Origin of the sequence: Natronoarchaeum philippinense, assembly GCF_900215575.1 — an archaeon.
In the GTDB taxonomy this organism is placed as follows: Archaea; Halobacteriota; Halobacteria; order Halobacteriales; family Natronoarchaeaceae; genus Natronoarchaeum; species Natronoarchaeum philippinense.
In genome coordinates this window covers 23180-48698 of record NZ_OBEJ01000001.1, presented here as the reverse complement: position 1 = coordinate 48698, position 25519 = coordinate 23180, and the positions used below count along the sequence as shown (strand labels likewise).

Sequence of the window (25519 nt, the reverse complement as noted above, 5' to 3'; positions counted from 1 at the left end):
AAACTCCAAGATGCCGTTGCTAGATCGCGTGCGGTCGCTGTTCGACGCCGGGACCGACACTGTCTACGAGTGCCGGGTCTGCGGTACGAAGACGCCGTCTGACGCCGACCGCTGTCTGGAGTGCGGGTCCGGAGAGATCGGCGCGTTCGAGGTCTGAACGCAACCGCGCGGCGGCCAGTCCTCCATCGGCGCCACCGGTCACGCGACGGCGCCGACGTACAGAGTGACGACCAGAAACACCCACACCGCGTCGACGAAGTGCCAGTACATCGACGCCGTCGCGACCGCGGTGTGGCGCTCCGCGTCGAACTGCCCGCGCAGGGCGCGCACGAGGACGGTCGTCAGCACGACCACGCCGAGGACGACGTGGAGACCGTGCAGTCCGGTCAGCCCGAAGAAGGCGCTGAAAAAGACCGTCGTCACCGGGGCGCCCTCGACGACGAGGAACTCGTAGTATTCGAAAATCTGACCGCCGACGAAGGCGAGACCGAGCAGCACGGTCGCGGCGAGCCACGCGAGAAATCGACGACGATTTCCCCGACGAATCGCGGTATGGGCCGCGTGCAACGTGAGGCTGCTGACGAGCAGGAGGACAGTGTTGACGAACACGATCGAGGTCAAAAGCGGCGGCAGTTCCGCCGGCGGCCACGACCCGGACCTGACGAAGAAGTAGTAAATGAATCCCGCGGAGAACGTCATCACGTCGGTCATGATGAACACGAACATCCCCCACTCGAGCGCCAGACCGTGGCCCGCGGCGCGCTCCCAGTAGTTCCGGACGAACGCGTGATACACCCAGCCGTACAGTCCGCCGAGAAAGGCAAGCAGGCCGCCGACTGCCAGCCCGAGGCCGACCGCCGGAGGGGCGAGCGCGGCTGCAGTGCCCGCGAGGAGAAACAGCGCGACGCCGGCGTAGATGCCGGCCGCGCCGGCGCCGGTCACGATCGGCCACCAACTCGCCTCGCCGAACCCGGGCGGCCAGTCCTCGATCGCCGGGCCGCGGTGCTCGGACTCCTCGGACTCGGTCATGCTCGATGATTCAACGTCCTCCGAAAAGTACCTTCGACCGGACGGAATCGGCAGTCGGGCACGACGCCGACGCGTCCGTCCCGGACCGAACGGCTCCGAACCGCCCGTGGTGATTTTACGCTGTGACGCCGTAGCTCAGGACGATGAGCACCCCCGACGAGCGACCGGACCTCACGCAACCGACGGTTCCGGGGGATATAGAGGACTTGGAGGCGCGCCTCGACATCAACGCGCGAGTCGTGCTGTCGGCCTTCGCCGGCGGGCTGGCCGGGCTGATTGCGATGACGCCCGTACTGCTCGGCCTACCGGCGTTGCTCGGTCTGTTCGAGGCCGATCCGCTGGTCAGCGTGACCGACCTCGGGCGCGTCATCGGCGTCCAGCCGAGCCTGCTGCTCGGCCTCGCGGTGTTTCTCGCCGGCGGAGTCATCGCGCTCCCGCTGCTGTTCACCGTCGCCGGCGCCTTCCTCCCGCCGCGGGAGCCGCGGGCGGCACGCGGGATCGTCTTTGCGACGATCATGTGGACCGGCTTCGTCATCGCCTACCGGCCGGGACCGCGCAACGTCGTCCTGTTCGCCGCGCTCTCGCTGGCGGGCCACTGGGTGTACGGCTACGCGCTCGGCGCGGTCATGGAGCGACTCGCATATATCCCCGAACACACGATCTGAGTCAGGGCGGCAGGCTCGCGCCCGCGTACACAACGAGATACGTGACCGCCGTCACGAGCGTCGCACCGAGCACGACCAGCAGGTACGCGAACGACCCTTCGGGCGTGTACACCGACGGGAGCTGCATGAGTAGACGTTGCACGCGCGACGCCGTCAATCGAGGGGGCGTCCGCGCGAGACGGAGTCGAGCGGGGGCTCGAAGCGCCCTGCGCTTCGGCGTCCTGCTGAGGCGACGCCGAAGCAGGGCTCGCAGAGTTCACTCTGCGGCGTCCTCGGGAGCGGCAGCGTCTCGGCGAGGCGACGCCGAAGCAGGGCTCGCCGAGTTTTACTCCGCAGCATCAAGTTCGATCGCGCGCGCGGCCTGATACGTCGCAAACGCGAGGACGATGATCGGGAACAGCGTCAGCAGGTGCGTGAGTAGTTCCGACAGCGTGCCGCGCTGCCACGGATAGAGGAAGATGAAGAGCAGATCCAGCAACAGCAGGATCACGACTGGAATGACGTTGATCGAAACGTCCAGCAGCGTCTCCCGGCGTACCCACTCCAGCATAGTCGGCGTATCGACGGCCCAGCGTATAGTCCTTGGTCGCGGAAGGGGTGTGCCGTTCGAGGCGGGCGTGGGGACGTGTCGGTGCCGGGCGAACGCTTATTCCCCGATTTGTGGATGTCCACATAGGATGGTTCGAGCGCGCCGGATCGCAAGCGCCGCCGTCGCCGTTGTCGTTGTGACGATCGTCGCCGCGACGCCCGTCGCGGCGGCGCCGGAGTCGATCACCGAGGAGCTCATCCGCGGGCTCAATCGGCGGCTGCTGTACATCGCCGTCCCGATCGCCGTGCTGGTCGAGTTTATCCTGCTGTACACCATCTGGCGGTTCCACGGCAACGACGAGCCCGAGCCCACGCGGACGAATCGGGATCTGGAGATCACCTGGACCGTGGCGACCGCGCTCGTGTTGCTGTTCGTCGGTGCGGCGTCGTTCGCCGTGCTGACCAGCCCGTACGTGGCGGCCGTTCCCGACCTGAGCGGACAGGAGACGACCGACGTGGGGCCGCCCGAAGGCGCGCCGGCAGACGCCGTCGTCGTCGAAATTGTCGCCGAGCAGTGGAACTACACCTACGAGTACCCGGACAGCGGCGTCACTGCCGACGAGGAGCTGGTCGTGCCCAGAAATCGGACGCTGTATCTCTACGTCACCTCCGAGGATACGCTCCACTCGGTCCACGTCCCTGAACTCGGGCTCAAGCAGGACGCCTTCCCGAACCAGTACAACCTCATCCGGACGCGGGTCGGAGAGAGGGGACAGTATCGGCTGTACTGTGCCGAGTTCTGCGGCGTCGGACACGCGGGGATGGGATCGACGCTGCGCGTCGTCGAACAGGACGAGTACCAGCGCTGGCTCGACCGACAAAACGGGACGAGCGGCAACACCACCGCGAACAACAGAAACCACCCGATCCGGCCATGAACAGGCCGGCGAGCGCGATCGCGGGCGGCGTCGCCGGGACGACGGTGTTGCTGTTGTTGCTGTTGCTGCTCGAAACGGAGACGCGCTCGGCGATTCCGGTGTTCGAGGTGATCGCTCGGTTCGTCGGGACGCCCGAGAATCAGGCAGTGGGGTTCGTGCTGTTTACGATCGCCGGCGTCGTCGCGTGGCCGCTACTGTTCGTTGCGCTCGAACCGTACATTCCGCGCGGGCCCGATCCGGCGAGTCGCGGCGTCGTGCTCGGAACCGTACTCTGGGTCGCGTTCGTCATCACCGGTCGCGGCGAGATCAGCGGCTCGCTGCTGGTCATCTACGCGGCGTTCACGCTGTTGGCCCACTGGGGGTACGGCTTCACGCTCGGAGCGGTCTACGGACGCCTGCTGAACCGTCCCGGAGCCGACGCGACGCCGCGCGCCGATTGACTGGTCGGAGCCGGCGCGTCTGCGATACTGTCAGGCGTTCGATAAAGCCCTTTAGCCGGAGTCGGTCGAAGGCTCCGACACGGGGGATTTCGAGGGAGCAATGTTCGATAGCGTATCCGGACTCGTGATCGCGGGGTGTGTACTGTCGGCGCTAGCTGGCGCCCGGTTCTTGGGCGAACGGCTCGGCGGTGGTCGGGGCGCCGGCGCCGACCGAGCGCAGCGAGACGGGAAAACGGCAGCCGACGGGGGGTACGGCTCGCCGGTCATCGGCCTGACAGCCCACGGAAAACCCACCGGTATACTCCGGTGGCTCACGACGGTCGATCACAAGGATATCGGCGTGCTGTACATCCTGTTCGGGACGCTCGCCGGACTGTGGGGCTCGACAGACGGGATGATGATCCGAACCGAGTTGCTGACGCCCGAGTCGACGGTCTGGACCACGGAGACGTACAACGCGATTTTCACGACTCACGGGTTCACGATGTTGTTTTTCTTCGTCACGCCGGTGTTTTTCGGCATCGCTAACTACTTTCTGCCGCTGTTTCTCGGCGCCGACGATCTCGCGTTCCCGCGGATCAACGCCATCGCGTTCTGGCTGCTCCCGCCGTCGCTGGCGATGGTCCGGGGTGGCCTGCTGACGGATCTCCTCGGCCGGATGCTCGCGCCGCTCCCGATCGACGCCGCGGCGCTGTTCGCGCTGGAACCGATCGCCACCGGGTGGACGCTGTACACGCCGCTGTCGGTTCAAATGGCAAATCCGCAGGTCACCGTCGCACTACTTGGCCTGCATCTCAGTGGCGTCGCGACGACGATGGGGGCGATCAACTTCATCGTCACCGTGTTCACCGAGCGCAGCGAGGACGTGGGCTGGAACCGGCTGGATATCTTCTCGTGGAACATCCTCGTCACCAGCGGGATCATCCTGTTTGCCTTTCCGCTGCTGGGCAGCGCGTTGTTGATGCTGCTGGCCGACCGGAGCTTCGGCACGACGTTTTTCGTCGAACCGGGCGGCGGCCCGCTGCTGTGGCAACATCTGTTCTGGTTCTTCGGCCACCCCGAAGTGTACATCCTCGTGCTTCCGGCCTTCGGCATCATCAGCCTCGTGCTGCCGAAGTTCGCCGGGCGGCGGCTGTTCGGGTTCCAGTTCATCGTCTACTCGACGATCGCCATCGGGGTGCTGTCCTTCGGCGTCTGGGCGCATCACATGTTTGCGACCGGGATGTCGCCGGGGCTGCGGGCCAGCTTCATGGCGGTCTCGCTGGCGATCGCCATTCCGAGCGCTGTCAAGGAGTTCAACTGGATCGCAACGCTGTGGAACGGCCGGATACGCCTGACCGCGCCGATGCTGTGCCTGATCGGCAGCCTCAGCACGTTCGTCATCGGCGGGATCACTGGCGTCTTTCTGGCGTCGATCCCGGTCGATCTCGTCTTGCACGACACGTACCACGTCGTCGGGCACTTCCACTTCATCGTCGTCGGGATCATCCCGCTGGCGATGATGGCCGCGAGCTACTACTGGTTCCCCATCCTGACCGGCCGGATGTACAACCGACGCCTCGCCAAAGTGCAGGTGCTGTTGATCATCGTCGGGACCTTCGTCACGTTCATGCCGATGTTGCTGCTGGGCTACGAGGGGCTCCCGCGACGCTATGGATTCTACCCCCCGGAGTTCACGCCGCTCCAGCAGATCGCGTCGATCGGGGCGTACACCCTCGGCGTCGGCGTCGTCCTCTGGGTGATCAACATGGTCCAATCCGCGCGCGTCGGGCCGGTCGTCAGAGACGCCGACGTGTGGAACCTCAAGGAAACCGGGCAGTTCACCCGCGAATGGCAGTGGTTCGAGAAGCGACTGGAGGAAGCCGAACAGCAGGAGGCGGACGGACGCCGAGACGCAGTCGGCGGAGATTCAGCGTCCCGATCGGGGATCCAAGAGGAAGACGGTGATCAAGAAGGAGACAGATGAATCGGATTCCCGACCGCGAAAACGGCGACCGACCGGTTCGAATCGAGTCAGCGGCGTCGATCGGGACTACTCTTGGTCTTCGTAGCCGCCGTACTTGATGAAGAAGTACGCCAGCGCCAGCGTCGAGAGCATCGCGCCCATCGTCCCGACCGCGAGGCTGAGCGCGTTCTTCGGAACGACCGGTCCGGTCGGACCGCTACTGGTCTCGGGGCCGCCCTCCTGCACGACGACCGATCCCTCCATGCCGGAGCTGGCGTGGGGCTGGCAGACGTACTCGAACGTCCCCGTCGTCTCGAACGTGTGGCTGTACTCTGTCCCCGTATTTGCGATTTCGGGATGACCCTCCCACTCGGCGCCCTCGGGAGTGCTTCCGGGCGCGATGTTGTGGTTGTCCGAGTCCCACGTCCAGTGGACGGTGTCGCCGGGCGCGATGACGCGCTCGGCGGGGTCGAACACGAGGTCGCCGCCCGGCCCCACGACGACCTCCCACGTCTTGCCGCCGCCACCGGTGCCACCGCCGGATTGGTTCCCACCGCCCGACTGATTGCCGCCACCGGACTGGTTTCCGCCGCCCGACTGATTGCCGCCCTCCTGTGCGCTCGCCGCCGAACTCGCGGCGCCGGCGGCTACGGCCGAGCCCGTCGCCGCCCGAAGGAAAGAGCGACGGGAGACGTCGTCGCTGCCGTCGTGTGTTGCCATGCGCGGGGCTTGGCGCTGGCGGGTACTGAATACTTTGGTTCGCGCCGGCGAGAGCGCGCGCGCGAATCACGCAGTCTTTTGTGTCACGCCCCATACCCAGCGGGCATGGACGCGATCGGGATCCTCGACGAGTCGGACGACGCCGACGGACGTGCCGGTCGGCCTGCTTCGGCGATCGTCGAGGCCGCAGGCGCCGACGCCGTCGTCGGGGACGCGCCGACGTTGGCCGAGCGGTCGCTGGACGCCATCGTCGCGCGTGGCGAAGCAGCGGTGCTGAAACTGGCCCGCGAGGCGGTCGACGCCCCGATCCTGCCGGTCGATGCCGGACGCGGCGTACACTCGATTCCGGCGAGCGCGCTCGACGCCGCAATCGAGGCTGCCATCGACGGCGACTACGCGCCCCGCGAGCGCACGGTATTGGCAGTCGCCGTCGACGGCGAGCGCGTGCGCCGCGCCGTCCTCGACGTGATGCTGGTGACGAGCGAGCCGGCCAAAATATCCGAATACGCGATCCGGTCCGGCGACGATCGAATCGCGCGCTTCCGGGCGGACGGCGTGACGCTGGCGACGCCCGCGGGATCGGCAGGCTACGCGGCGTCGGCGGGCGGCCCGGTGCTCGCACCCGGAACCGGCCTCGCCGCGGTGCCCGTCGCCCCGTTCGCCACGGCCCACGACCACTGGGTCGTCGATCCCGCCGACGGCGTCGAGCTGACTGTCGAGCGCGACGAGGGGCCGGTCGAATTGCTCGTCGACGACCGGCGCGTGCGCGCCGTCTCGCCGAAGACGCCGGTATCGGTGACCGTCGACGGCAGCCTCTCGGTGTTGGTCGGCCCACACAGTCGATCCCACTGGCCCTAAGCGCGCTCGGGGGCGACCTGACCGGCCGATCGGGGGAGCAATTGGAAAAACACTAATGTGCTAACCACAGACTGTCGAGTATGAATCCGGATACGATGTTCGGCCCGCTGGATCTGCTGTTGCCGTACGTCGAGTACGTGTTCCTCGTGCTGGTGCTCGTCAACGCGGTGACGCGCTTCCTAGCGCAGCGACACTACGTCGATCAGTATCAGGACGGCGGCGCCGAGGCGCTCGACCGTTACCTGCCCCACGACGTGTCGAACGTGTTGCTCGTACTGGGCGCGTTCTACTTCACGACGATCACGCTCCACGCCGGGACGATCCTGAGCGTCCTCGCGCTGGGTGTGTTCGTGACGGACTTCTTCGAGTTCGAGGCACGCAAAGTCGAGGCGCGCAGAGAAGATCCCCTACAGCGTCCCAAGGGTGCGCTGGCGGCGTGGACGCTGGTGCTAGCCTACGCACTGTTCCAGAGCGTCTTCGTGCTGATCGAGCAGACGGCATTCTGGTCGAGCATCGTCTAACCGGTTCGGAGGTTCGGACTCCTCGTTTTTGAAGCTGGTACGCGGCCGTTCGTTTTTCTTCTGAACCGCTAAGCGGGTTGTCGCCGCAAAGCTGAGTGCATCGGCAGGGCTGTTGATGCCGCGCTGGCGGAATCCAGTGTACACGTTGTGGGGGCTGTGGCGCACAACCGCGCGCGAGTCAGCCAGACGCAAACACGAGTGATGTGCGTGTTTCAGCAAGCACAGTCGTGTCGCGGACTCAGGGCTGATTGGCGGGCACGTAGGTCGGAACCGCCAAGGCGATTTGCCGGGGAAGGAGGGAGGCCAGATCACCGAACGAGTCGGGACCGAAAAGCGTCACTCTGAACGCAAAGAACGGAGAGGCGAGAAGAACAGCGGAACCGAGCTACTCGGCGTTGCGGTCGGCGTAGGCGGTCTTGGCCTGCTGGTAGGCAGGAATCAGGAACCAGAACGTGATCGGACCGAGAATCATCAGTGCGACCATGGCGTCCATGATGATGATGCCGATCGCGTCGTAGGTCCCCGGATTCTCCGGTACGGGCGCCGTGAGCTGCGGGCCATCGAACTCCGGCGTGCGATACCAGGCGGCGAGGATCATCCAGAGCATCCCCGCTGCGCTGAAGATCGTGAATCCCTTGGCAAATTCGTCAGCCATTATCTGAAGGTTCGTCGTCGGCGTCTTTAGCGTTTTCCATTTCTTCAGCCCTGAAGCGCGTCGAGAACACGTAGACAACCGCGCCAGTCGCGACCAGCCCCACGCCAGCGAGCGCAAGCACCGGGTCGACATCGTCGGGGTCGGCCGTGCCGCGATCGGTGGCGCTGTCGACGAGGCTGAACCCACCGACCACCAGCACGATCGCTATCAGCATCGAAAACACCATCACGACCTTGTAAACGGCCATCGGAACGGGAACGTCCCGGCGAAGCGAGACGGTCCGAGTGTCGTCGTCGGAACGGGACATCAGGGAGCTACCGCGGCGGTCGCAGCCGGTAGTAGCGTCGGTTCAGGTTGTACATGTACCCTTCTTGCATCGCCTTGAGGACGGCGTAGGTGATGATGCCGGCCACGGCGGGGAGAATGAACGAGAGGTCGAAGAACATCCCCGTCGTGACGAGCGGCATCTGGCTGGCGAACAGGTTGTACTGCGCCAGTAGCGTCAGGGTGAACGAGAGGATGACACCGGTCATGCCGAGCGCAGCCCAGAACGGCTCCTCGACGGGGCGGCGTGCGCTACCCTTGTTGAGGAACGGCACGAACGCGATCAGGCCGATGATCGGGGCGTGGATGGCGACGCCGAAGACGCTGTCGGACATCAGCTTCTGTCCGCCCAGAATCGCAAGCTCGGGGTTGAGCGGATTGGTTTTGAGCAGGCCGAACGAGAAGTACAGATACCAGTCGGGCTGGATGACCGAGGGCGTCGAGCTGGGGTCTGCGGCGCCGCCGAGGTGGGGCGGGAGCGTCGCCGCGAGGAAGATCATTATCCCGACGAAGAAACTGACAATCGCAAGGTTGCGGATCGTCTCGTGGGGCCAAGCGGGGAATCCGAGCACGTCGCGCTCGACGTAGTCGGACTCCTGTCTGAGGTCTTGGTCCTCCCGGCGAGCCCGCTCGAAGTACTCGTAGGTCAGTTGCGAGAGCCCGAGCGTTCGCTCTTTGCGCTCGCGCCACGTTGGCGTCTCGTCGTCCGGCGGGACGATTCCTGTGCCGCTACCGTCAGTTCGGGGTTCGTTGTCGTCGGTCATGGTATCAGTGGGGTTCGGCGATGCCTTGCATCCACACGATGCCGACGTGGAGCGCGATCAGCGCGGTCACGACGAACGGCATCAGGAACACGTGGATGATGTACATTCGCATCAGCGTCGGCTGTCCGAGCGCGAAGCCGCCGAAGATCAGCTGTGCGGCCCAGCTACCGACCAGCGGGACCGATCGGGCCATCTCGATGCCGATAGTACCGGCCCACAGCGCCAGCTGGTTCCACGGCAGGAGGTAGCCGCTGTAACCAAACAGCAACAGCAGCAAGATCAGGAGGACGCCGAGCAGCCAGTTGAGCTCTCGGGGTTCCTTGTACGCGCCCGTGAAGTAGACGCGCAGCATGTGGAGGAACACCGCGGCGATCATGAACTGCGCCGCCCAGCGGTGGATGCTCCGGATCATGTACCCGAAGTTGAGCTCCGCCAAGATGAACAGCATCTGGTCGTAGGCCAGCGCGTAGTCGGCACCCTCTGCCGTGATCGTCCCCGGCGCGTAGTAGAAGCCGAGCAACGCGCCCGTTATCGCAAGCACGACGTACGCGACGATAGATAGCGACCCGAGCGAGTACAGCGGGTACCAGTACCAGAACTTGTTGTCGAGGTCGTACTGTTCGGTGTGGCTCTTTGGCATCTGGAGGTTGATCTTGTAGTACATGTCCTCCAGCAGTTCGAGGTAGTCGACGATTCGAAGCCGCTTGTCGAGCCACATCAGCACGACGAGATACGACTTCTCGACCGTCGAGAGGTCCTTCGTGTCGAGCCACTCGTCGTGGTCGAAGTCGTCTTTCTTTTCGAGACTCATTGTTATCCCTGCCCTCCGACGGTGTCAGACGGACGCGGTAGCGCGACGAACTGCTGTTGGAGCACCGTGAACGGATCGTACACCGACTGGTGGCAGTTACAGTAGCTCAGGTTCTCGGCGCCGTACCCCGCAGAGCCGGCGTGCATCTGGAAGCCGGGGACACAGCAGTAGTGCGTACAGGAGTTGAAGTAGGCGATAAAGCCCTCTGCGGTCGTCTCCGAGAGCCACTCGTCGTCCTGTGCAGCCTCCTCGATCGCCGTGCTCCGGATGATCTGGACGCCGAGAGTGTCGCGGGGTTCGAGGTCTTGGGAACGCCACGTCGCCTGTGCTGGCTTGCCGAGCCCGGCATCACCGACGCCGGTGCCGAACTGCTCGTAGTCGTCGAAGTGGCTGACCATGACCTTGTCGCCACCCGAGAATTCGCCCTGCCAGTCGTAGTTCGACGCACTGGAGTACCGGAAGTAGTTGTCCCGATCCGAGTCCGGTTCGACCGCCGGACTCGTCTGGGAACCACAGTACTGGTACCACGTCGTCGAGTAGGTCGTGCCGGCGATTTCGGTCTCGGCAACCTGAATCTCTTGGCCGGTCGCGGTCGTCTCCGTCTCGACCTCGGGCCAGACGCCACGAAGGGCGCCGTCGTCGTCGATTTCGATGGGGATCTGTGGCATCCCGCGCGGCGCCGGGCCGCCGACGCGCTCGATGCCCATGTACTGCGTTGGGCCCCCACCGGCGCCCGGCGGCGTCGTCAGGCTGTCGGCGGTCACCGCGGAAGTGATGCCGACGCCCGACAGCGCGGCGCTGCCGACGACGCCCTTGACGAAACGCCGACGATCCGATTCGACCGGATATTTGTCACTGTCTGTCATATTATCTCTTGTAGTATGGGTACACTGCTCGTTTGAGCTGCTCGACCGCGTTGCCGCCGAGTTCCTCGCCGTCGGCGTCCTCCTCACGGATGTAGAGGTCCTCCCACTTGCGACGCCGCTTCTTGACGATCATGACGTCCGGGAGGAACTCCTTGCGGTACAGCGCGAGGATGAACGCAAGGTCGATGAAGATGAGTCCCAGAATCGTCCCGAGGAACATGTTCGCGGGCTCGCCTGCCGGGCCGGCCGCCCAGCCCCGTGCGAGACCGTACGCGAACAGCCCGACGAAGACAATCTCGATAATCGTCAGCAGGACGATGGCGATGGCCGCCGCCGTGCTCTCACGGGGCGGCTCGTAGCGGTGAATGTCGCCGTAGGTGCTTCCAGTGGATGACATGGATTAGCTCTTCTTGTTGGGGTAGCTGGTGTTGGCCGACTCGCCGTACTTCAGCAGGTAGAACGTAAAGCCGAACGTGGCGAAGATGGCGAGGAAGGTGGCCGCACCGATGTAGTGTTTCTGAATTGGGACGCCGAGGTTGTGCGGATCGAATTCGGCGGCCGCGCCACCGCCCCCGCCGCCACCGCCGCCCTCCTGAACGACGACCGACCCCTCCATGCCGGAGGCCGCGTGGGGCTGGCAGACGTACTCGTACGTGCCGGTGGTCTCGAACGTGTGACTGTACTCCGTACCAGGGCCGGAAATCTCGGGGTAACCCTCCCACTCCGCTTCACCCGGAACGCTCGTCGGGGCGATGTTGTGGTTGTCGGAGTCCCAGGTCCAGACGACGGTGTCGCCCGGCGCGATCGTGACCTCGGCCGGATCGAACACGAGATCTCCACCGGGACCCACGATAACCTCGTGGGTCGTGCCGCCGCCACCCGACTGATTGCCGGACTGGTTGCCGCCGCCGGACGCGTTACCGGAGGCGTTGCCGCCGGATCCGTTGCCCTCTTGCTGGAGGGCTGGCGCGTCCTGAGCCGCGGCGGACGAACCCGCGGCCCCTGCGGCCGCTGCGGCGGCGGAAACGCCGCTGGCCGTCTTCATAAAGTCCCGCCTGTTCATACAGGACAAGATCAGGAGTGAGTTTGCTTAAACCCACCGATGACGTGGTCGGGAACTGGCTATTCAGCGGCCTCGTCGTCGCGCTCGACGGGCGCGAACACGAGGTCGCCGTCGTCCGTCGCGTCGACGGGGAGGAACTCGGGGCGTTCGCCGTCCTCCAGCCCGATCGAACGGAGTCGCTCGCGGAACTCCTCTGTTCGGAACCGGTCGGACAGCCGGGCGTTAGCGACCGTCATGAACAAGAAGACGGCAATTCCGATGAAGCCGAGCCCGGCGACGCCCGTGACCATCGAGGTCCCCGGCTGGGCACCGCCGAAAGCGGCGTAGTACAGCGAAACGCCGATCAATCCGACGCCAGCGAGCAGTTGGGCGGCCGCGATGATCTGGAGCATCAGGTTGCCCCGCTCGTTGCTCTGCTCGGGGATGTCGTCCGGGGACGGCAGTAGGAAATCGGCTTCCGGCGCTGGGTCGGGTTCGTACTCGTCCATCGAGCACAGCGCCACGGTCGGTTGCACGTCACGAAGCACCGTCCCGGCACCCTCGACGGTGCCGTCCGGGTAGATCAGCGCGTAGTCCGAATCCGAGTACGCGATCAACAGCTCGTCGTCGCCGTGCCGGACGCGCTCGACGACCGCGAAGACATCTCGCTCGGCGATGCGGCGCTTCAGATCTTGCTCGATCTTGTCGAGCAGCTCCTCGCCGGTGATCCAGCTATCGTGGTCGAACGCAACGTCCCACTCGTCGGCCGACATCTCGGCCATGTCCGCGGGACCGAAGTTGTCGAAGTCGTACTTGTCCTCGACTTCAGCGCGCAGCTCCTCGACCGAGCGGTCGACTGACTCGTCCGGAGACGCCGCTGTGGACTCCGATTCCGGGCGATCGTCGCCGGCGCGCTCGTCGGAGGATTCGCTCATTGGGTCGAGTGTACGCACGCAGTCCCCGTTAGCGTGACGGTTGCCGGCCGCTAACTGAGCCGGTGTGAATGTCAAGACAAGCGCATCGCCCGTGCGACCGGCTCGACGGTACGCGAACGTATCGCGTGCTTTAACCACCGGTCGTCCTAACCTCCGTCGATGGCCGAGATGCTCACCGCGGCGATCGTCGTGGTGCTGGTGACCGCCAGCTTCCCGCTGTACCTGTACGGCGCGTGGATCATCATCGAAGCCGAGACGGTGACGTGGGACGTGCTGACTCACCACTTGAAATTCATCGGTGCAGGGCTCGCGCTCACGACGGTGCCGATGGTCGTTTGGATGATCCCGCGCGCGTTCGACCAGTGGGGACCGATGCTGGCGGTCCACATGTTCTTCGGGCTGCAGGCGTACTCGCTGTTGCTGGTGGCGCTGACGGGGATCGTTCGCATCTTTCAGGTCAAGCGCCGGTCGGACCTCTATCGCGATCCGGACGAGGACATCGAGATCAACGACCTCCACGAACACATGGGCGCGTGGCGGTGGCGTCTCCGCATCGGCGTCGCCGGCTACCTGCTGTTTTGGGTGTTGGCGTATCTCGTCGGCATCATTCGGTTCGCGTTCCGATATCTGATGCTGGCGCGGTATCTACCCTGAAAAACGATTGCGAGGCGACGCCGACGTTAGCTCTCGAAGGGCGGCTCGTCGCGGTGATTGTCGGGATTCTCCTGCTGGCGAGCGTCGTCCTCGCGCTCGTCGGCGCGCTCGCGTTCTGCCTCGGCTGCCTCCTCGTCTGCCGCCCGGCGGGCCTCGCGTTCTTCCTCGGTCAGTTCGTCGTCCTCGCGGGCCTGCTGTGGTTCGCCGTCGGCCTCGTCTTCGGCATGATCGAGGTCGACATCCGGTTCGTGCGGGTCGTCCTCGTCGACGTGGTCGGCCTCCGAGTTGTGGTCGGACATTGTCCTTCCGGGATGGGGTTTGGCGGCCACACTGAAAGAAGTTGGGCGCGCGGTGACGCCCATGCGAACTAGTTCGTCAGATAACAACCGACTGCCGCGGAGCCCGCGGCGTCACCACGCCTCGCCGCTTGCGAGATCGACTTCGGCGTCGCCTTTCTCGGAGGGACAGATGTCCGCGAGCACGCAGTCGGCACAGTCGGGGTTACGCGCCGTGCAGGTCGCGCGCCCGTGGTCGATCAGCAGGTGGGTGAACTGCTGCCAGTGCTGGTCGGGGACGATCTCCATGAGCTCCGGTTCGATGGCTTCGGGACGCTCCTCTTCGGTCAGGCCGAGTCGCTGGGAGATACGCTGGACGTGCGTGTCGACGACGATTCCCTCGACGACGTCGTGGCCGTGCTGGAGGACGACGTTGGCAGTCTTGCGGCCCACACCCTGCAGTTCGGTGAGTTCGTCCATCGTATCGGGAACCTCGCCGTCGTGCTCGTCGACGATCATCTGACACGAGGTCTTGATGTAGCCGGCCTTGCTGTTGTAGTAGGTGATCGAGTTCAGGTCCTCGGCGAGTTCTTCCTCGTCGACCTCGGCGTAGTCCTCGGCACCGTCGTACTTCTCGAAGAGGTGTTCGGTCTCCGAATTGACTCGCTCGTCGGTACATTGGGCCGAGAGGATCACTGCGATCAGCAACTCGAGGCGACTGGAGTACCGCAGCGAAATGGTGCTGTCTGGGTACTCTTCGAGCAAGCGGTCGACGACTTCCTCGGCCTGCGCGGTGCGTGGCTCAAGCGGTGTTCCCATACCACAGCACTGCGACCGCGGTGGTTTCAGCGGTTCGGTTCCGGTCATTCCGCGTCCCGAACGTGATCGGGAGTAGCCATACGAAGGTGGCAACGCACAAGGCAACTGTAAAAATAGACTGACACGAGCGCGGACACCGCACACCTCGTCCTCGTGGACGCCCAGCGATGGCCTCGGCTCGGTGTCAGACTGCACCGAGAGAAAAGCGCCCGCTTAGCCCGTCGTAGCGACCATTTTCACGAACTGGGAACCAGTTTCCGGTTTTAGGTGTATGTCTGCACAATCTGTACCTGTGAGGTGACACAGATGGCAACCAACACTGAGCGCGCCGGGGCCGATCTGTTCGGTCGCGGACTCGCACTCGACGTCGATGGCGGCTGGGGCGGCTACTGGGTAGCGATGCTCCGAGTGATCACGGGGTACTGGATGTTCCACGCCGGGATCACGAAACTGATGGGCGGCGGCCTGATGATGGACGCCACCGGATGGATGCAGTACGCCACCGAGGGGACGCTCATCCACCCGATCACCAACTGGTTCGCCCAGAACGCCGCGTGGCTCCCGAACCTGATGATCCCGATGGGCGAGACGCTGATCGGGCTGGGGCTCATGGTGGGCTGCCTGACCCGACTGGCCGCGTTCTTCGGGACGTTCCTGATGGTGTTCTTCTACATCGGGAACGCCGGCTTCGGCCACGGCTTCGTCAACGGCGACCTGATGGGTCTGCTGTTGTTCGTGACGATGGTCGTGTTCGCCGCCGGACGCGTGCTGGGCATCGACGGCTGGCTCGTCGAGACCGAGTTCGCCAAGAACAACGCATGGGTGCGATACCTGATCTGAGGAGGGCACGACAATGACCGACACCGAACTCACCACGGCCGACAGAATCGCCATGCTCGGCGGCGGCATCCCGATCGTCCTCGGGGTCGTCGTCCTCGGGCTGATCAACACCTTCGCGGACGCGCCGCCCGCACCGGTCGTCGAGGAGGGAACGACCGTTGCGACGCCGCTGATCCCGGTCGAACTGCGCACCGGGCTGGTGCTGCTGGGCCTGCTGGTCTGGCTGGCCTACGCGGGCTACAAGCTCGGCATCGCGCCGGGAACGGGAGGTGCCGTTGAGGGCACCGGTACCGGCCAGCCCCGATAGGCCGGCCGAGAGATCGCTCGTCGATCGCCTCGACGACTAACGGTTGCGGACTGCTTTTGCGTGCGAACTACGGCATCCGGCACATTTAAGCGCGAATCACTACGCCTTGGTGGTATGAAAGCCACCGCGAAGGCCCACCCGATCCAGGGGCTCGTGAAGTACCACGGGATGCGCGACGAGCAGTTGCGGCTTCCCTACCACGACAGCATCAGCGTCTGCACGGCACCGAGCCACACCAAAACGACCGTCGAGTTCGAGTTCGACCGCGAGGAGGACGTGTACGTCGTCGACGGCGAAGAGTTGGAGGGCCGAGCGGCCGAACGCGTCGAGCAGGTCGTCGAGTACGTGCGCTCGGTCTCGGATGCCGCTCACTCGGTGTACGGCGTCCGGCTGGAAAGCGAGAACAGCTTCCCGACGAACGTCGGGCTGGGCTCCTCGTCCTCGGGCTTTGCCGCGGCGGCGATGGCGCTCGCCGAAGCTGCCGAACTCGACTGGTCGCGTCCCGAAATCTCGACGATCGCCCGACGCGGGTCGTCGTCGGCCGCGCGAGCCGTCACCGGCGCGTACTCGCATCTCTACGCCGGGATGAACGACGACGACTGCCGTTCGGAACGCATCGAGACGGGACTGGACGACGACCTGAAGATCGTGGTCGGACTGGTCCCGGCCTACAAGGAGACCGAGCAGGCCCACGAGGAAGCCGCCGACAGCCACATGTTCCAGGCCCGGATGGCCCACATGCACGAGCAGATCCAGTCGATGCGCGACTCGCTTCGGAACGACGACTTCGAGAGCACCTTCGAGCTGGCCGAGCACGACTCGCTGTCGCTGGCGGCGACGACGATGACCGGCCCCGCAGGCTGGGTGTACTGGAAGCCCGCCACGCTGAAGATCTTCGACGCCGTCCGCAAACTCCGCGACGAAGAGGACATCCCGGTGTACTTCTCGACGGACACCGGCGCGAGCGTCTACGTCAACACGACCGACGAGCACGCCGAGCGCGTCGCGGAGGTCGTCGGCAACTGCGGCGTCGACACGGCGATCTGGGAGGTCGGCGGCCCGGCACAGATCCTCGACGAGGACGAAGCGCTGTTCTGATCGTCTCTTCACCGAAACTCCCGTTTCCCCCCGCGTACTTTTCCTCGCTCGTTGCACGCCTAGACGATGCGGACGATCGAATCGGCGATCGAGATCGACGCCCGTCCGTCGGTCGTCTGGAACGTGCTGACGGACTTCGAGTCCTACGTCGAGTGGAACTCGTTTATGCCGCGCGTCTCGGGCGAGGCCCGCGCGGGGAGCCGGCTCGACCTCAAGATCGATCCGCCGGGCGCTCGTGAGTACACGAGCACGCCGAAAATAACGGCCGTCGAGGAGTCTCGCCGACTGGTGTGGCTGGGTCGGGTCGGGTTCCCGCATCTGTTCGACGAGCGCCACACGTTCTACCTAGAGCCGATCGGTGACGACAAGCCGATCGACGGCGCAACGCGATTCCGGCACCACGTCGTGTTCGGCGGCGTCCTCGTTCCGCTGTTGCTCCGCGAGGACGCCGTCCGGCGCGGCGTCGACGAGATGAGCGTGGCGCTGAAGCGCCGCGTCGAGCGGCGGGCGCCGGTGAGAGCCTGAGAGCAGTCTCACGTGTGCCGGCTAGACTTTTTCCCGCGAGTCACGATACAACTGATATGCGAGTACTCGTCCTCGGCGGCGGCTACGCCGGCCTCGCGCTCACGCGGCGCCTCGAAGATCGGCTGCCACCCGACGTGGAACTGTTGCTGGTCGACGACACCGGCGAGCACCTCGTTCTCCACGAACTCCACCGTGCGATCCGGCGCCCCTCGATCGTCGAGGCGATCTCGATCCCGCTGGCGGACGTGACCTACCGGGCCGACGTTCGAACGGGGACGGTCGCGGAGATCGACGCCGACGAGCGGGTCGTGACGCTCGCCGACGGCGAGCAGCTCGAATACGACATCGGAGCAGTGTGTCTCGGCGCCGAAACGGCCGACTACGGCATTCCCGGCGTCGAAGAACACGGCACGCCGCTCAAAACCGTCGCGGACGCCGAGACGATCCGCGAAGAGTTTCTCGACGTGCTGGAGCGCTCGGGCGACCGGGTCGTGATCGGCGGTGCCGGCCTCTCCGGTATTCAGGTCGCTGGCGAACTGGCCGCGCTCGCGCGCGAGCAGTTGGGTGACACAGATGACGGGCCGGAGCTATGCCTGCTCGAACAGAAAACGAGCGTCGCACCGGGGTTCGACGCCGAGTTTCAGGACGCCATCGAGAATGCGCTGCGCGAGAGCGGCGTCGACATCCGGACCGAGTCGGTCGTCGCCGGGGCGAGCGAGGACGCGGTCGAGCTCGCTGCTGGCGAGCGAATCGAGTGTGACCAGTTCGTCTGGACCGGCGGAATCACCGGTAGGACGGCGTTAGACGGCGAGCGCCCGGTCGTCCGAAAGACTCTGCGACTCGCGGACCGGACGTTCGTGCTCGGCGACGCCGCGCGGGTCGTCGACGCCGAAGGCCGGCGAGTGCCGGCGAGCGCGCAGGCCGCAGTCCGCGAGGCGGCCGTCGTCGCCGAGAGTATGGTCCGGTTAGTCGAGCACGACAGACGCGCCGCAGAGCTGTTCGTCCCCCGTCCCGAGCCGTTTCGGTTCGACTCGCCGGGGTGGGTGGTCAGCGTGGGCGACGACGCCGTTGCACAGATCGGCCCGGCGGTGCTAACCGGGCGGGCCGCCGTCGCCGCCAAAGCGACGACCGGCGCGAGCTATCTCGGCTCCGTCGGCGCCGTCGGGCGAGCGGTCGATCTGGTCTACGAAGAACTCGGGCCGCCGCCGAGCGAGTGAGCAGCCGACACCTCGTGCGATCGGTGGGGAACGGCCGTGCGCCTGCGGCGTCGTGACGACGCCAAGCGTTACGCCGGGACGCCGAACGCGCTCAGCCCGCTGTTGATTCCCGGAAGCAGGATCGCAAGCAGGACGAACACGACTGTGACCGCCAGCCAAGCGACCAACGCGATCAGGATCGCTTCGATCCAGCCGCCGGGATACCGGCGGTTGATGATCCACAGGTAGGCGAAAAAGGCCAACAGTCCGCCCACGAGCGGCACGAAAAACTCGATGATCGCCCACAACAGCCCGCCGATCAACGCCGTGCCGATGGCGTAGGTGTAGTCCTCGACGTCGACGACGACCTTCGCGCCGAAGTAGATGCCGAGGCCGCCGATCAGGAGGCTCACCACGAACACGACGATTGATGCGAGCACCATGCATACAGAACCCTCACCGAGCCTGTTAGCTATACATCGCCTATCAGTCAGCGCGCGGACCTAAGGGCGGATTATCGGCTGCCGGGCTCGTCCGGCAGACGCCACGAGCCGACCGCGAGCGTGTACGCGACGGCGCCCGCGAACGCCACCGGGTAGTAGACCCAGCGGGGCCAGCCGAGTCGGGTGACGACGCCGAGCAAGAGAACGATCCAGCCTGCGATCGCCACGAGATCGATCGCGAACCGTCGTCGGTTGGCCGAAAGAAACGCCAGCAGATACCGGGTCGGACCGTCCGAATCGTCGGGCATCAGAATCGCACGCCGTTGACCGCAGTCATCTGGTAGGCCGCGGTGCCCCACGTGAAGTTCTGGCCCGGCCACCACGTCCGGGCGTTGTTGAGGCCGCCGACGAGAACGCATTCGTCGGGACGCTCGGGATCCGGTCGGAAGTTGACCGAACCGCTGTCGCCGTCGTCGAACGTGGCTTCGCCGCCCCAGCGCAGCTGGCCTCGACGGCACCGGCCGCCGGCGTAACAGGTGACGCCGTCGATACCGCGGATCGGCCCGGTGGTCACGCCCGTCCGGGCGCCGACCTTCCACAAGGGTTCGCCGCGGGCCGCGAGGTCGGCCAGACCGATCCGGGTGAACTGACCGGCGACCGTCGAGGGGCCGGGCGCGGCGACGCCGTTGGTCGGGTTGAAATCGCCGGTCGGCCACGCGAGGACGAAGTCCTGACGCGGGTAGCGACGCTGGACGCGACCGAGCGTCCGCTCGGACTGCTCGTCGTCGAACACGACGAGCGACTCCTCGACCGAATCGTCACCGGCGCCAAAGAGGTGATTCGACGTGGCAAAATAGGAGCGACCATCGGCGTCGAACAGCGCCGGCGCGAGCGTGCCGAGCGCGCCGTCGTGACCACACGGAATCCCGCCGGGTGCGTCGGGTTCGGTGAGCGACGGCGCGTACTCGATAGCGCCGTCGGCGTCGCGGCGCTCGCCCGAGGGGTCGACTTTCGAGACCGCGGCCGAAAGGAAGTCGACGCCGTCGAGCAGTTCCGCGAGACTCCCGGTGAGCACCGACTCGGCGTCGGGCAACACGTCGACCGCGATCGAGGCCATCGGCGCGTCGTAGCTGCCCGGGACGACGGCGCTTCCGAGTAGCCCCGGGATATCGGCGTCGACGAGGCGGTCGTGGACGTCGAAGGCCCCGGAGACGGCCCGGTGCCAGTCGCCGGGGACGGTCTTGGTGCGTGGGCGCAGCGTAGCGAGATCAGCGGGGTCGTCGCGGGCGTACGCGTAGGTGATCGTGGTCGCCTCGTCCCCGGCAGCGAGCACGTCGTCGATCGGCGACAGCGCGGCGATACCCGTCGCTACGGCGCCGTTGGCGCCCGCACGGAGCAGTTGCCGCCGCGTGGTAGTGTCCTTGCTCATTGCTCCGGACCGTCGAACAGCGGAAGGCCGCGTCGTTCTCTCGGCACGATACCCGATCGCTCGACTCCCACGGTCTCGTCCACCTCGGGCGGACGCTACCACGCCCTGACCTATCAACCTAACAGCGCCGCGGCTTGGCCTCGCTTCCGGAACGTTTAGCATCGGGACGCGGCGAGTGTAGGTATGGGCCTGTTCGATTCGTTGTTCCGGTCGAGCGCCGTCCTCGGCATCGCCGAGGAGACGCTGGAGTTCGCACTACAGGCCTCCGAAGACACCCACCCCAACGAGTACATGGGGATGCTTCGGGGGACCGAGGCCGACACACTGGGCCTCGACCGGGACGGAATGGTGATCACGGACGTGCTCGTCATTCCCGGCACCGAATCGAACAGCGTCAGCGCGACGGTCAAGACCAACATGATCCCCAACGACAGGCACGCGCTCGGATCGGTCCACTCGCATCCCAACGGCGTTCTCCAGCCCAGCCAAGAGGACCTCGGGACGTTCACGCGCGGCGACGTTCACGTCATCATCGGCGCGCCCTACGGCCGAACCGACTGGCAGGCGTTCGACACCGAGGGCAAGCCCCGTGAGCTAGAGGTGATCGACGTCGATCTGCCCGACGCCGAGGAGTTCTTCCACTTCGACCAGCACGACATCGACGAGGAACTACGCGGGGAGGGCGGCCGATGGTGACGGTCGTCGCACAGGGGACGTTCGACATCCTCCATCCCGGCCACGCCCACTATCTGCGGGACGCCGCCGCGATGGGCGATCGGCTCGTGGTGATCGTCGCCCGCCGCGCGAACGTCACCCACAAGGAGCCGCCGATCCTTCCGGACCGCCAGCGCGTTGCGATGGTCGACGCGCTCGATCCCGTCGATGTCGCCCGGATCGGCCACCCCGAAGACATCTTCGCGCCGATCGAAGAGATCGACCCCGACGTGATCGCGCTGGGTCACGACCAGCACCACGACGACGACGCCATCGCCGAGGAGTTGGGCCGGCGCGGCATCGACTGCGAGGTGCGCCGCGCGTCGGCGCGCGAGTCCGAGTTCGAGGGCGAGTTGCTCTCGACGGGGCAGATCATCGACCGAATTCTCGAAGAGCGCGGATAGTTGCTATCCACGCAGCGAATGTTTTTATAGCATTAGCAGAGACATCTTTTTCACATGAGCGTTAAAAACAATGTTCAGCCGGCAGACGCTATCAGCGCCGCCGATATACCGTCGACGCCGTATCGGATCCTCGAATGGGTGCTGTACGCCATCGCAGCGCAGTTCATCCTGCTCGGGATCGTGATGTCAGTCGGGAGCGTGGGGATACTTGCAACCGGATCCTCAAGTGAGGGTGCAGCAAGTGCTGGGATCCTCGCACTGGGAGGCATGTTCCTCTTTATTCTCGCCGTTGGTTTTCTACTGACGGTCGTCAGTGCCTTGGCGCTGTATCTGGACGCCGAGACAGTCCGAGACTCGGCGGCAGACTGGTCACCGACCCCGTGGCTGTATGCGCTTGCTGGACTCCTCCTTCCGGGGCTCGCCGTGTTGCACTACCTCTATGTCAGGCAGGCCAACATCGTCGACATCGAACAGCGAGAAAACTGGTGGGTCGTGATGGTGGTGACGGCAGTCGGTCTTCTCGTCGTCACTGCCTTGCTGCGAGCGGTCCCATTCACCTTCGGTAGCACGTTCTCACTGGCCGGCCTGTTCATGATCGGACTGTACAAAGACGCCAAGTACACTGCAAGTCACGGCGACGGCTGGACGCCGAGTCCGCCGACGCAGTTCACGGTGGCAGTGATGACATCGTTCCTCGCAACCGTCGTGTACCCGCTGTACACGATCTACTACCTCGTCAGACGCCACCGCAGCGTGGGCCTCTTCTGAGCGTGGCGTCCTGACTATCGACTGCCGACGAATAGCAATCCACTCGCCAACGTCGTCGCCGCGACGAGCGTCGCAGCGAGCAGCGCGAACGCCACCCTGAACCCGGCCGTCTCCGAAAGGACGCCGACGATTGCCGGGGAGATCGCGCCGGCACCCATCAACAGCGCGCGGACGGCGCCGAACCCGCCGCCAGCCATCGACGAGGGGACGATCGACATCAGGTAGGCGCCCCTGACTGGACGGAACGCGTGGGCGCCGAGGCCGAGCGCGACAACGATCGCACCGACCGAGAGCGCACCGGCGACGCCCGAGACCGTCAGCAGCGCGAGCAGGGACGCCGACGCCAAGCCGAGTGCGGCGACGATCACGGGCAAGGCGCCGAGGCGGTCGCTGACCTCTCCCGAGACCAACTGCACGAGCGAGACCGCAAAGAGCGCGCTGTAGAGGAGACTCGCCGTCGCCTCGGTCACGCCGGCCTCGGCGGTGAGATACAGCGGCAGGAAGGCGACCAGCCCGTTGTAGGTGAACGAAAAGAGGATCGTGACGGTCACGAACGCGGCGAATCGACGATTTTTGAACAGCGAAGCGTACTGACGGACCGTCGACAGAAGACCGCCATCCGTCGATAGCTCGCCGGAGTCGTCGGACGCTGCGCCGTCTGCCGTCGTTTCGCCGGGCTTCGCGTCGGCGTCGAGACGCTTCGGCGTCCGCACGGCAAAGAGCGCCGTCGCGGCGAGGCCGAAGCCGGCGGCAACCAGAAAGAGCATCCGCCAGCCCTCTCCGGGGAGGACTGTAAGTCCGGCAACCGCCACGACGGCCGCCGGCGCGACGACGCCGCCGAACGTGCCGAACGTATCGAAGATGCCCAGCGAGCGGCCCGTTCGGGACGGATACGTCCGGGAGAGTAACTCGACGGCGACCGTCTTGTGGACGCCGGTGCCGGCGCCCATGACGACCATCGCGGTCACGAGCACCACAAAGGGCGAGTCGAAGACGACGGCGACGGCCGCGCCGACGGCGACGAGCGCGCCCGCGACGATTACCCGAACCGAGCCGAACCGGTCGGCGAGCAGGCCCGCGGGAAACTGCATCGCGGCGTAAGCCAGCATGAAGCCGGTGAAGGCGGTCCCGAGCGTCGCGTTCGAGACGCCGTAGGCGGTCTGGAGCGTTCCGAACAGCGGCGGAAACGAATAGCGGAGGAGCTTGGCGAGAAACCACAACAGCGAGGCCGAGAGCAGTACGTCGAACCGGCCGAGTCGGCGCAGGTCCGGGAGTGGAGACATCGAAAGAGAGATTCAGCGCGCCGCAGCGGCGAAGCAGCTAGAGGTAGCCTTCGGCGTCGAGGCGCTCGACGGCCTCCTCGATGCGTTCCTTGCTGTTGGCGTAGGAGATTCGCGCGTAGCCCGGCGTCCCGAACGCGCTGCCGGGGACGGTGGCGACGTGGGCGTCCTCGATGGCGCCTTCACACCACGCCTGATCGTCGTCGTCCACTGGCACCATCATGTAAAAGGCGCCGGAGGGCTCTGGCACGTCGACGCCGCGCTCCGCGAGCAGGTCGATCAGGAAGTCCCGGCGCTCGCTGAACGCCTCGACCATCTCGTCGACGGCGTCGTCGGTGTTTTGTAGGGCCTCAACGCCAGCGTGCTGGACGAAGTTCACCGCGCAGGACACCGAGTGGGAGTGAAGCTTACCGGCCTGATCGATCAGTTCCTCGGGCGCGGCGATGTAGCCGAGCCGCCAGCCGGTCATCGAGTAGGCCTTCGAAAAGCCGTTGATCGTGACCGTGCGTTCGGCCATCCCGTCGAGGGTGCCGAGGCTCGTCGGCTCGGCGTCGTAGGTAATCTCCTTGTAGATCTCGTCGCTGATGACGGTGATGTCGTGCTCGACGGCCAGATCGCGGACACCTTCGAGAGCGGCGTCGGAGTACACCGCACCGGTGGGGTTGCCGGGCGTGTTGACGACGAGCAACTCGGTGTCGTCGGAGACGGCGTCGGCTAAGTCGTCCAGCGCGGGTTCGAGTGCGAAGTCGTACTCAGCGGTGTCGACCCGGTTCAGAGAGCCGCCGGCCATCTTGACCATCGCCTCGTAGGACACCCACGCGGGGTCGAGCAGGACGACCTCGTCGCCGTCGTCGATCAGCGACTGGATCGTCTCGTACAGCGCCTGCTTGGCGCCGGGCGTGACGATCACGTTGTCTTCGTCGTAGAAATCCAGCCCGTCGCCGTGTAGCTTCTCGGCGATGGCGTCCTTGAGTTCCGGAATGCCGTTCGAGGACGTGTATCCGGTGTGGCCGGCGTCCATCGCCGCTTTTCCGGCTTCGACGACGTTTTCGGGCGTCGGGAAGTCCGGTTCGCCGACGCTCAGGTCGACCACGTCGGCGCCGTCGGCCTCCAGTTCGGAGGCGAGGTTGCTGATCGCAAGCGTCGCGCTCGGTTCGACTCGTCGTACTCGGTCTGCGAAGTCCATCTATAGTTCCTCCAGTTCTGTTGCGAGGTCGATCGCGCTCTCGACCGCGATCGCTCCCTTGTCGGTTCGGGCTCGGGCCTCGTCGCCGCTCATGCCGGGACCGATAATGCCGAGCGTCACTGGCGTGTCTCGGTCGAGGCTCACGTCGGTGAGCTTCCGGGCGGCGGCGTCGGCGATCACCTGATCGTGGTCGGTGTCGCCGGTGACGATCGCGCCGACCGTCGCCACGGCGTCGACGTCGTCGCGCCGAGCGAGGCGGTCGGCCGCCAGCGGCGCGTCGTAGGCGCCGGGCACCGAGGCTTCCGCGACGATCTCGGCGCCGTGCTCGGCGGCGGCTTCCCGGGCACCTGCGGCCATCGGTTCGGTCACGGAGGCGTTGAACTCCGCGACCACGAGTCCGAGCTGTACCATGGTCGTCGGGTAGCCGCGGCGCCTAAAAGAACTACCGTTCCCGATCGCTCGACGCCGCTTCGCGCCGAGACCGACGGATCGCGGAGACACTCTTGTCGGCCGGTCAGCGGGCGTCACACCGAGGGAGTC

General features: G+C 65.6%; 36 protein-coding genes. 16 read left to right on the top strand and 20 right to left on the bottom strand.

What is annotated here, in order from left to right; translation table 11 throughout:
* Positions 1-10: 10 nt before the first annotated feature.
* Positions 11-157: a hypothetical protein gene (locus tag CRO01_RS16410; RefSeq protein ID WP_179747355.1), complete on the top strand. Its 147-nt coding sequence runs from the start codon at positions 11-13 to the stop codon at positions 155-157.
* Between the two features lie 41 nt (positions 158-198).
* Here CRO01_RS16410 and CRO01_RS00260 read toward each other — a convergent pair whose 3' ends face one another.
* Positions 199-1029, bottom strand: coding sequence for a cytochrome c oxidase subunit 3 (locus CRO01_RS00260; protein WP_097007124.1), 831 nt, complete (start codon positions 1027-1029; stop codon positions 199-201).
* Positions 1030-1172: 143 nt separating this feature from the next.
* On the opposite strand from CRO01_RS00260, the gene CRO01_RS00255 reads away from it, so the two are divergent.
* Complete coding sequence (locus tag CRO01_RS00255; protein ID WP_097007123.1) at positions 1173-1694, top strand: DUF6789 family protein; 522 nt, start codon at positions 1173-1175, stop codon at positions 1692-1694.
* A gap of 1 nt (position 1695) precedes the next feature.
* Here the strand turns inward: CRO01_RS00255 and CRO01_RS16975 are convergent, their stop codons facing one another.
* Both CRO01_RS16975 and CRO01_RS00250 read right to left on the bottom strand, forming a co-directional pair.
* Positions 1696-1821, bottom strand: coding sequence for a hypothetical protein (locus tag CRO01_RS16975; protein ID WP_259370002.1), 126 nt, complete (start codon positions 1819-1821; stop codon positions 1696-1698).
* Between the two features lie 198 nt (positions 1822-2019).
* A complete protein-coding gene (locus CRO01_RS00250) occupies positions 2020-2244 on the bottom strand; it encodes a DUF6684 family protein (protein ID WP_097007122.1) in 225 nt (74 codons plus the stop codon).
* Positions 2245-2371: 127 nt separating this feature from the next.
* Between CRO01_RS00250 and coxB the strand changes: the two genes are divergently transcribed.
* From coxB to CRO01_RS00235, 3 genes are all read left to right on the top strand, one after another.
* Positions 2372-3160, top strand: coding sequence for a cytochrome c oxidase subunit II (gene coxB / locus CRO01_RS00245; RefSeq protein WP_097007121.1), 789 nt, complete (start codon positions 2372-2374; stop codon positions 3158-3160).
* On the top strand, positions 3157-3600 hold the full coding sequence (locus tag CRO01_RS00240; protein ID WP_097007120.1) for a DUF6789 family protein: 444 nt from the start codon (positions 3157-3159) through the stop codon (positions 3598-3600). The genes coxB and CRO01_RS00240 overlap by 4 nt, the downstream gene beginning before the upstream one ends.
* Before the next feature lie 100 nt (positions 3601-3700).
* Complete coding sequence (locus tag CRO01_RS00235) at positions 3701-5566, top strand: cytochrome c oxidase subunit I (protein WP_097007119.1); 1866 nt, start codon at positions 3701-3703, stop codon at positions 5564-5566.
* A gap of 66 nt (positions 5567-5632) precedes the next feature.
* On the opposite strand, the gene CRO01_RS00230 is transcribed toward CRO01_RS00235, so the two are convergent.
* A complete protein-coding gene (locus CRO01_RS00230) occupies positions 5633-6265 on the bottom strand; it encodes a plastocyanin/azurin family copper-binding protein (protein WP_097007118.1) in 633 nt (210 codons plus the stop codon).
* A 105-nt stretch (positions 6266-6370) separates the two neighbouring features.
* Here CRO01_RS00230 and CRO01_RS00225 point away from each other — a divergent pair, with 105 nt between their 5' ends.
* Both CRO01_RS00225 and CRO01_RS00220 read left to right on the top strand, forming a co-directional pair.
* On the top strand, positions 6371-7123 hold the full coding sequence (locus CRO01_RS00225; RefSeq protein WP_097007117.1) for an NAD(+)/NADH kinase: 753 nt from the start codon (positions 6371-6373) through the stop codon (positions 7121-7123).
* 80 nt (positions 7124-7203) lie between these two features.
* A complete protein-coding gene (locus tag CRO01_RS00220) occupies positions 7204-7644 on the top strand; it encodes a DUF7313 family protein (protein WP_097007116.1) in 441 nt (146 codons plus the stop codon).
* A gap of 385 nt (positions 7645-8029) precedes the next feature.
* Here the strand turns inward: CRO01_RS00220 and CRO01_RS00215 are convergent, their stop codons facing one another.
* The 8 genes from CRO01_RS00215 to CRO01_RS00180 are packed head-to-tail and all read right to left on the bottom strand — an operon-like array spanning position 8030 to position 13041.
* Positions 8030-8299 (bottom strand): DUF7314 family protein, encoded by a 270-nt coding sequence (locus CRO01_RS00215; RefSeq protein WP_097007115.1) that lies wholly within the window; start codon positions 8297-8299, stop codon positions 8030-8032.
* A complete protein-coding gene (locus CRO01_RS00210; RefSeq protein ID WP_097007114.1) occupies positions 8292-8606 on the bottom strand; it encodes a DUF7315 family membrane protein in 315 nt (104 codons plus the stop codon). The genes CRO01_RS00215 and CRO01_RS00210 overlap by 8 nt, the downstream gene beginning before the upstream one ends.
* Positions 8607-8613: 7 nt before the next feature.
* Positions 8614-9387 carry a cytochrome B gene (locus CRO01_RS00205; protein ID WP_097007113.1) on the bottom strand — a complete coding sequence of 258 codons (774 nt, stop codon included), beginning with the start codon at positions 9385-9387 and terminating at the stop codon, positions 8614-8616.
* A gap of 4 nt (positions 9388-9391) precedes the next feature.
* The gene (locus CRO01_RS00200) at positions 9392-10198 is read right to left on the bottom strand and encodes a cytochrome b (RefSeq protein WP_097007112.1); all 807 of its coding nucleotides are present in this window, start codon (positions 10196-10198) and stop codon (positions 9392-9394) included.
* A 2-nt stretch (positions 10199-10200) separates the two neighbouring features.
* Positions 10201-11064 (bottom strand): cytochrome B, encoded by an 864-nt coding sequence (locus CRO01_RS00195; protein ID WP_097007111.1) that lies wholly within the window; start codon positions 11062-11064, stop codon positions 10201-10203.
* 1 nt (position 11065) lies between these two features.
* Entirely contained in the window at positions 11066-11461 is a 396-nt protein-coding gene (locus tag CRO01_RS00190) for a DUF7318 family protein (RefSeq protein WP_097007110.1), read from the bottom strand.
* 3 nt (positions 11462-11464) lie between these two features.
* A complete protein-coding gene (locus CRO01_RS00185) occupies positions 11465-12127 on the bottom strand; it encodes a plastocyanin/azurin family copper-binding protein (RefSeq protein ID WP_097007109.1) in 663 nt (220 codons plus the stop codon).
* Between the two features lie 59 nt (positions 12128-12186).
* Complete coding sequence (locus CRO01_RS00180; RefSeq protein WP_097007108.1) at positions 12187-13041, bottom strand: DUF7319 domain-containing protein; 855 nt, start codon at positions 13039-13041, stop codon at positions 12187-12189.
* Positions 13042-13200: 159 nt separating this feature from the next.
* On the opposite strand from CRO01_RS00180, the gene CRO01_RS00175 reads away from it, so the two are divergent.
* Entirely contained in the window at positions 13201-13695 is a 495-nt protein-coding gene (locus CRO01_RS00175) for a DUF7321 family protein (RefSeq protein ID WP_097007107.1), read from the top strand.
* A 26-nt stretch (positions 13696-13721) separates the two neighbouring features.
* Here CRO01_RS00175 and CRO01_RS00170 read toward each other — a convergent pair whose 3' ends face one another.
* Positions 13722-13994: a hypothetical protein gene (locus CRO01_RS00170; RefSeq protein WP_097007106.1), complete on the bottom strand. Its 273-nt coding sequence runs from the start codon at positions 13992-13994 to the stop codon at positions 13722-13724.
* 111 nt (positions 13995-14105) lie between these two features.
* Positions 14106-14789, bottom strand: a complete 684-nt coding sequence (gene nth / locus CRO01_RS00165; protein ID WP_097007105.1) for an endonuclease III — start codon at positions 14787-14789, stop codon at positions 14106-14108.
* A 306-nt stretch (positions 14790-15095) separates the two neighbouring features.
* On the opposite strand from nth, the gene CRO01_RS00160 reads away from it, so the two are divergent.
* The 5 genes from CRO01_RS00160 to CRO01_RS00140 all read left to right on the top strand — a co-directional run bounded on the left by CRO01_RS00160 (position 15096) and on the right by CRO01_RS00140 (position 18776).
* Complete coding sequence (locus tag CRO01_RS00160) at positions 15096-15629, top strand: DoxX family membrane protein (protein WP_097007104.1); 534 nt, start codon at positions 15096-15098, stop codon at positions 15627-15629.
* Positions 15630-15642: 13 nt separating this feature from the next.
* Positions 15643-15936, top strand: coding sequence for a hypothetical protein (locus CRO01_RS00155; protein ID WP_097007103.1), 294 nt, complete (start codon positions 15643-15645; stop codon positions 15934-15936).
* A 114-nt stretch (positions 15937-16050) separates the two neighbouring features.
* A complete protein-coding gene (mvaD, locus tag CRO01_RS00150; protein WP_097007102.1) occupies positions 16051-17034 on the top strand; it encodes a phosphomevalonate decarboxylase MvaD in 984 nt (327 codons plus the stop codon).
* 66 nt (positions 17035-17100) lie between these two features.
* The gene (locus CRO01_RS00145) at positions 17101-17559 is read left to right on the top strand and encodes an SRPBCC domain-containing protein (protein WP_097007101.1); all 459 of its coding nucleotides are present in this window, start codon (positions 17101-17103) and stop codon (positions 17557-17559) included.
* A 56-nt stretch (positions 17560-17615) separates the two neighbouring features.
* Positions 17616-18776: an NAD(P)/FAD-dependent oxidoreductase gene (locus CRO01_RS00140; RefSeq protein WP_097007100.1), complete on the top strand. Its 1161-nt coding sequence runs from the start codon at positions 17616-17618 to the stop codon at positions 18774-18776.
* Between the two features lie 68 nt (positions 18777-18844).
* Here CRO01_RS00140 and CRO01_RS00135 read toward each other — a convergent pair whose 3' ends face one another.
* The 3 genes from CRO01_RS00135 to CRO01_RS00125 form a co-directional block, all read right to left on the bottom strand.
* The gene (locus CRO01_RS00135; RefSeq protein ID WP_097008284.1) at positions 18845-19195 is read right to left on the bottom strand and encodes a hypothetical protein; all 351 of its coding nucleotides are present in this window, start codon (positions 19193-19195) and stop codon (positions 18845-18847) included.
* Between the two features lie 74 nt (positions 19196-19269).
* Positions 19270-19506 (bottom strand): hypothetical protein, encoded by a 237-nt coding sequence (locus CRO01_RS00130; protein ID WP_097007099.1) that lies wholly within the window; start codon positions 19504-19506, stop codon positions 19270-19272.
* Entirely contained in the window at positions 19506-20627 is a 1122-nt protein-coding gene (locus CRO01_RS00125) for a hypothetical protein (protein WP_097007098.1), read from the bottom strand. Before CRO01_RS00125 ends, CRO01_RS00130 begins: the two co-directional genes overlap by 1 nt.
* Positions 20628-20810: 183 nt before the next feature.
* Between CRO01_RS00125 and CRO01_RS00120 the strand changes: the two genes are divergently transcribed.
* The 3 genes from CRO01_RS00120 to CRO01_RS00110 are packed head-to-tail and all read left to right on the top strand — an operon-like array spanning position 20811 to position 22513.
* Positions 20811-21323: a Mov34/MPN/PAD-1 family protein gene (locus tag CRO01_RS00120; RefSeq protein WP_097007097.1), complete on the top strand. Its 513-nt coding sequence runs from the start codon at positions 20811-20813 to the stop codon at positions 21321-21323.
* Positions 21317-21745: an adenylyltransferase/cytidyltransferase family protein gene (locus tag CRO01_RS00115; protein WP_097007096.1), complete on the top strand. Its 429-nt coding sequence runs from the start codon at positions 21317-21319 to the stop codon at positions 21743-21745. The genes CRO01_RS00120 and CRO01_RS00115 overlap by 7 nt, the downstream gene beginning before the upstream one ends.
* Positions 21746-21799: 54 nt before the next feature.
* Positions 21800-22513 (top strand): hypothetical protein, encoded by a 714-nt coding sequence (locus tag CRO01_RS00110; RefSeq protein ID WP_097007095.1) that lies wholly within the window; start codon positions 21800-21802, stop codon positions 22511-22513.
* A gap of 14 nt (positions 22514-22527) precedes the next feature.
* Here CRO01_RS00110 and CRO01_RS00105 read toward each other — a convergent pair whose 3' ends face one another.
* From CRO01_RS00105 to ribH, 3 genes are read right to left on the bottom strand one after another with little or no spacing between them, the layout of a single operon-like run.
* Positions 22528-23796, bottom strand: a complete 1269-nt coding sequence (locus CRO01_RS00105; RefSeq protein ID WP_097007094.1) for an MFS transporter — start codon at positions 23794-23796, stop codon at positions 22528-22530.
* A gap of 37 nt (positions 23797-23833) precedes the next feature.
* Entirely contained in the window at positions 23834-24979 is a 1146-nt protein-coding gene (locus CRO01_RS00100; protein WP_097007093.1) for a pyridoxal phosphate-dependent aminotransferase, read from the bottom strand.
* A complete protein-coding gene (ribH, locus tag CRO01_RS00095) occupies positions 24980-25390 on the bottom strand; it encodes a 6,7-dimethyl-8-ribityllumazine synthase (RefSeq protein ID WP_097007092.1) in 411 nt (136 codons plus the stop codon).
* Positions 25391-25519: the final 129 nt, after the last annotated feature.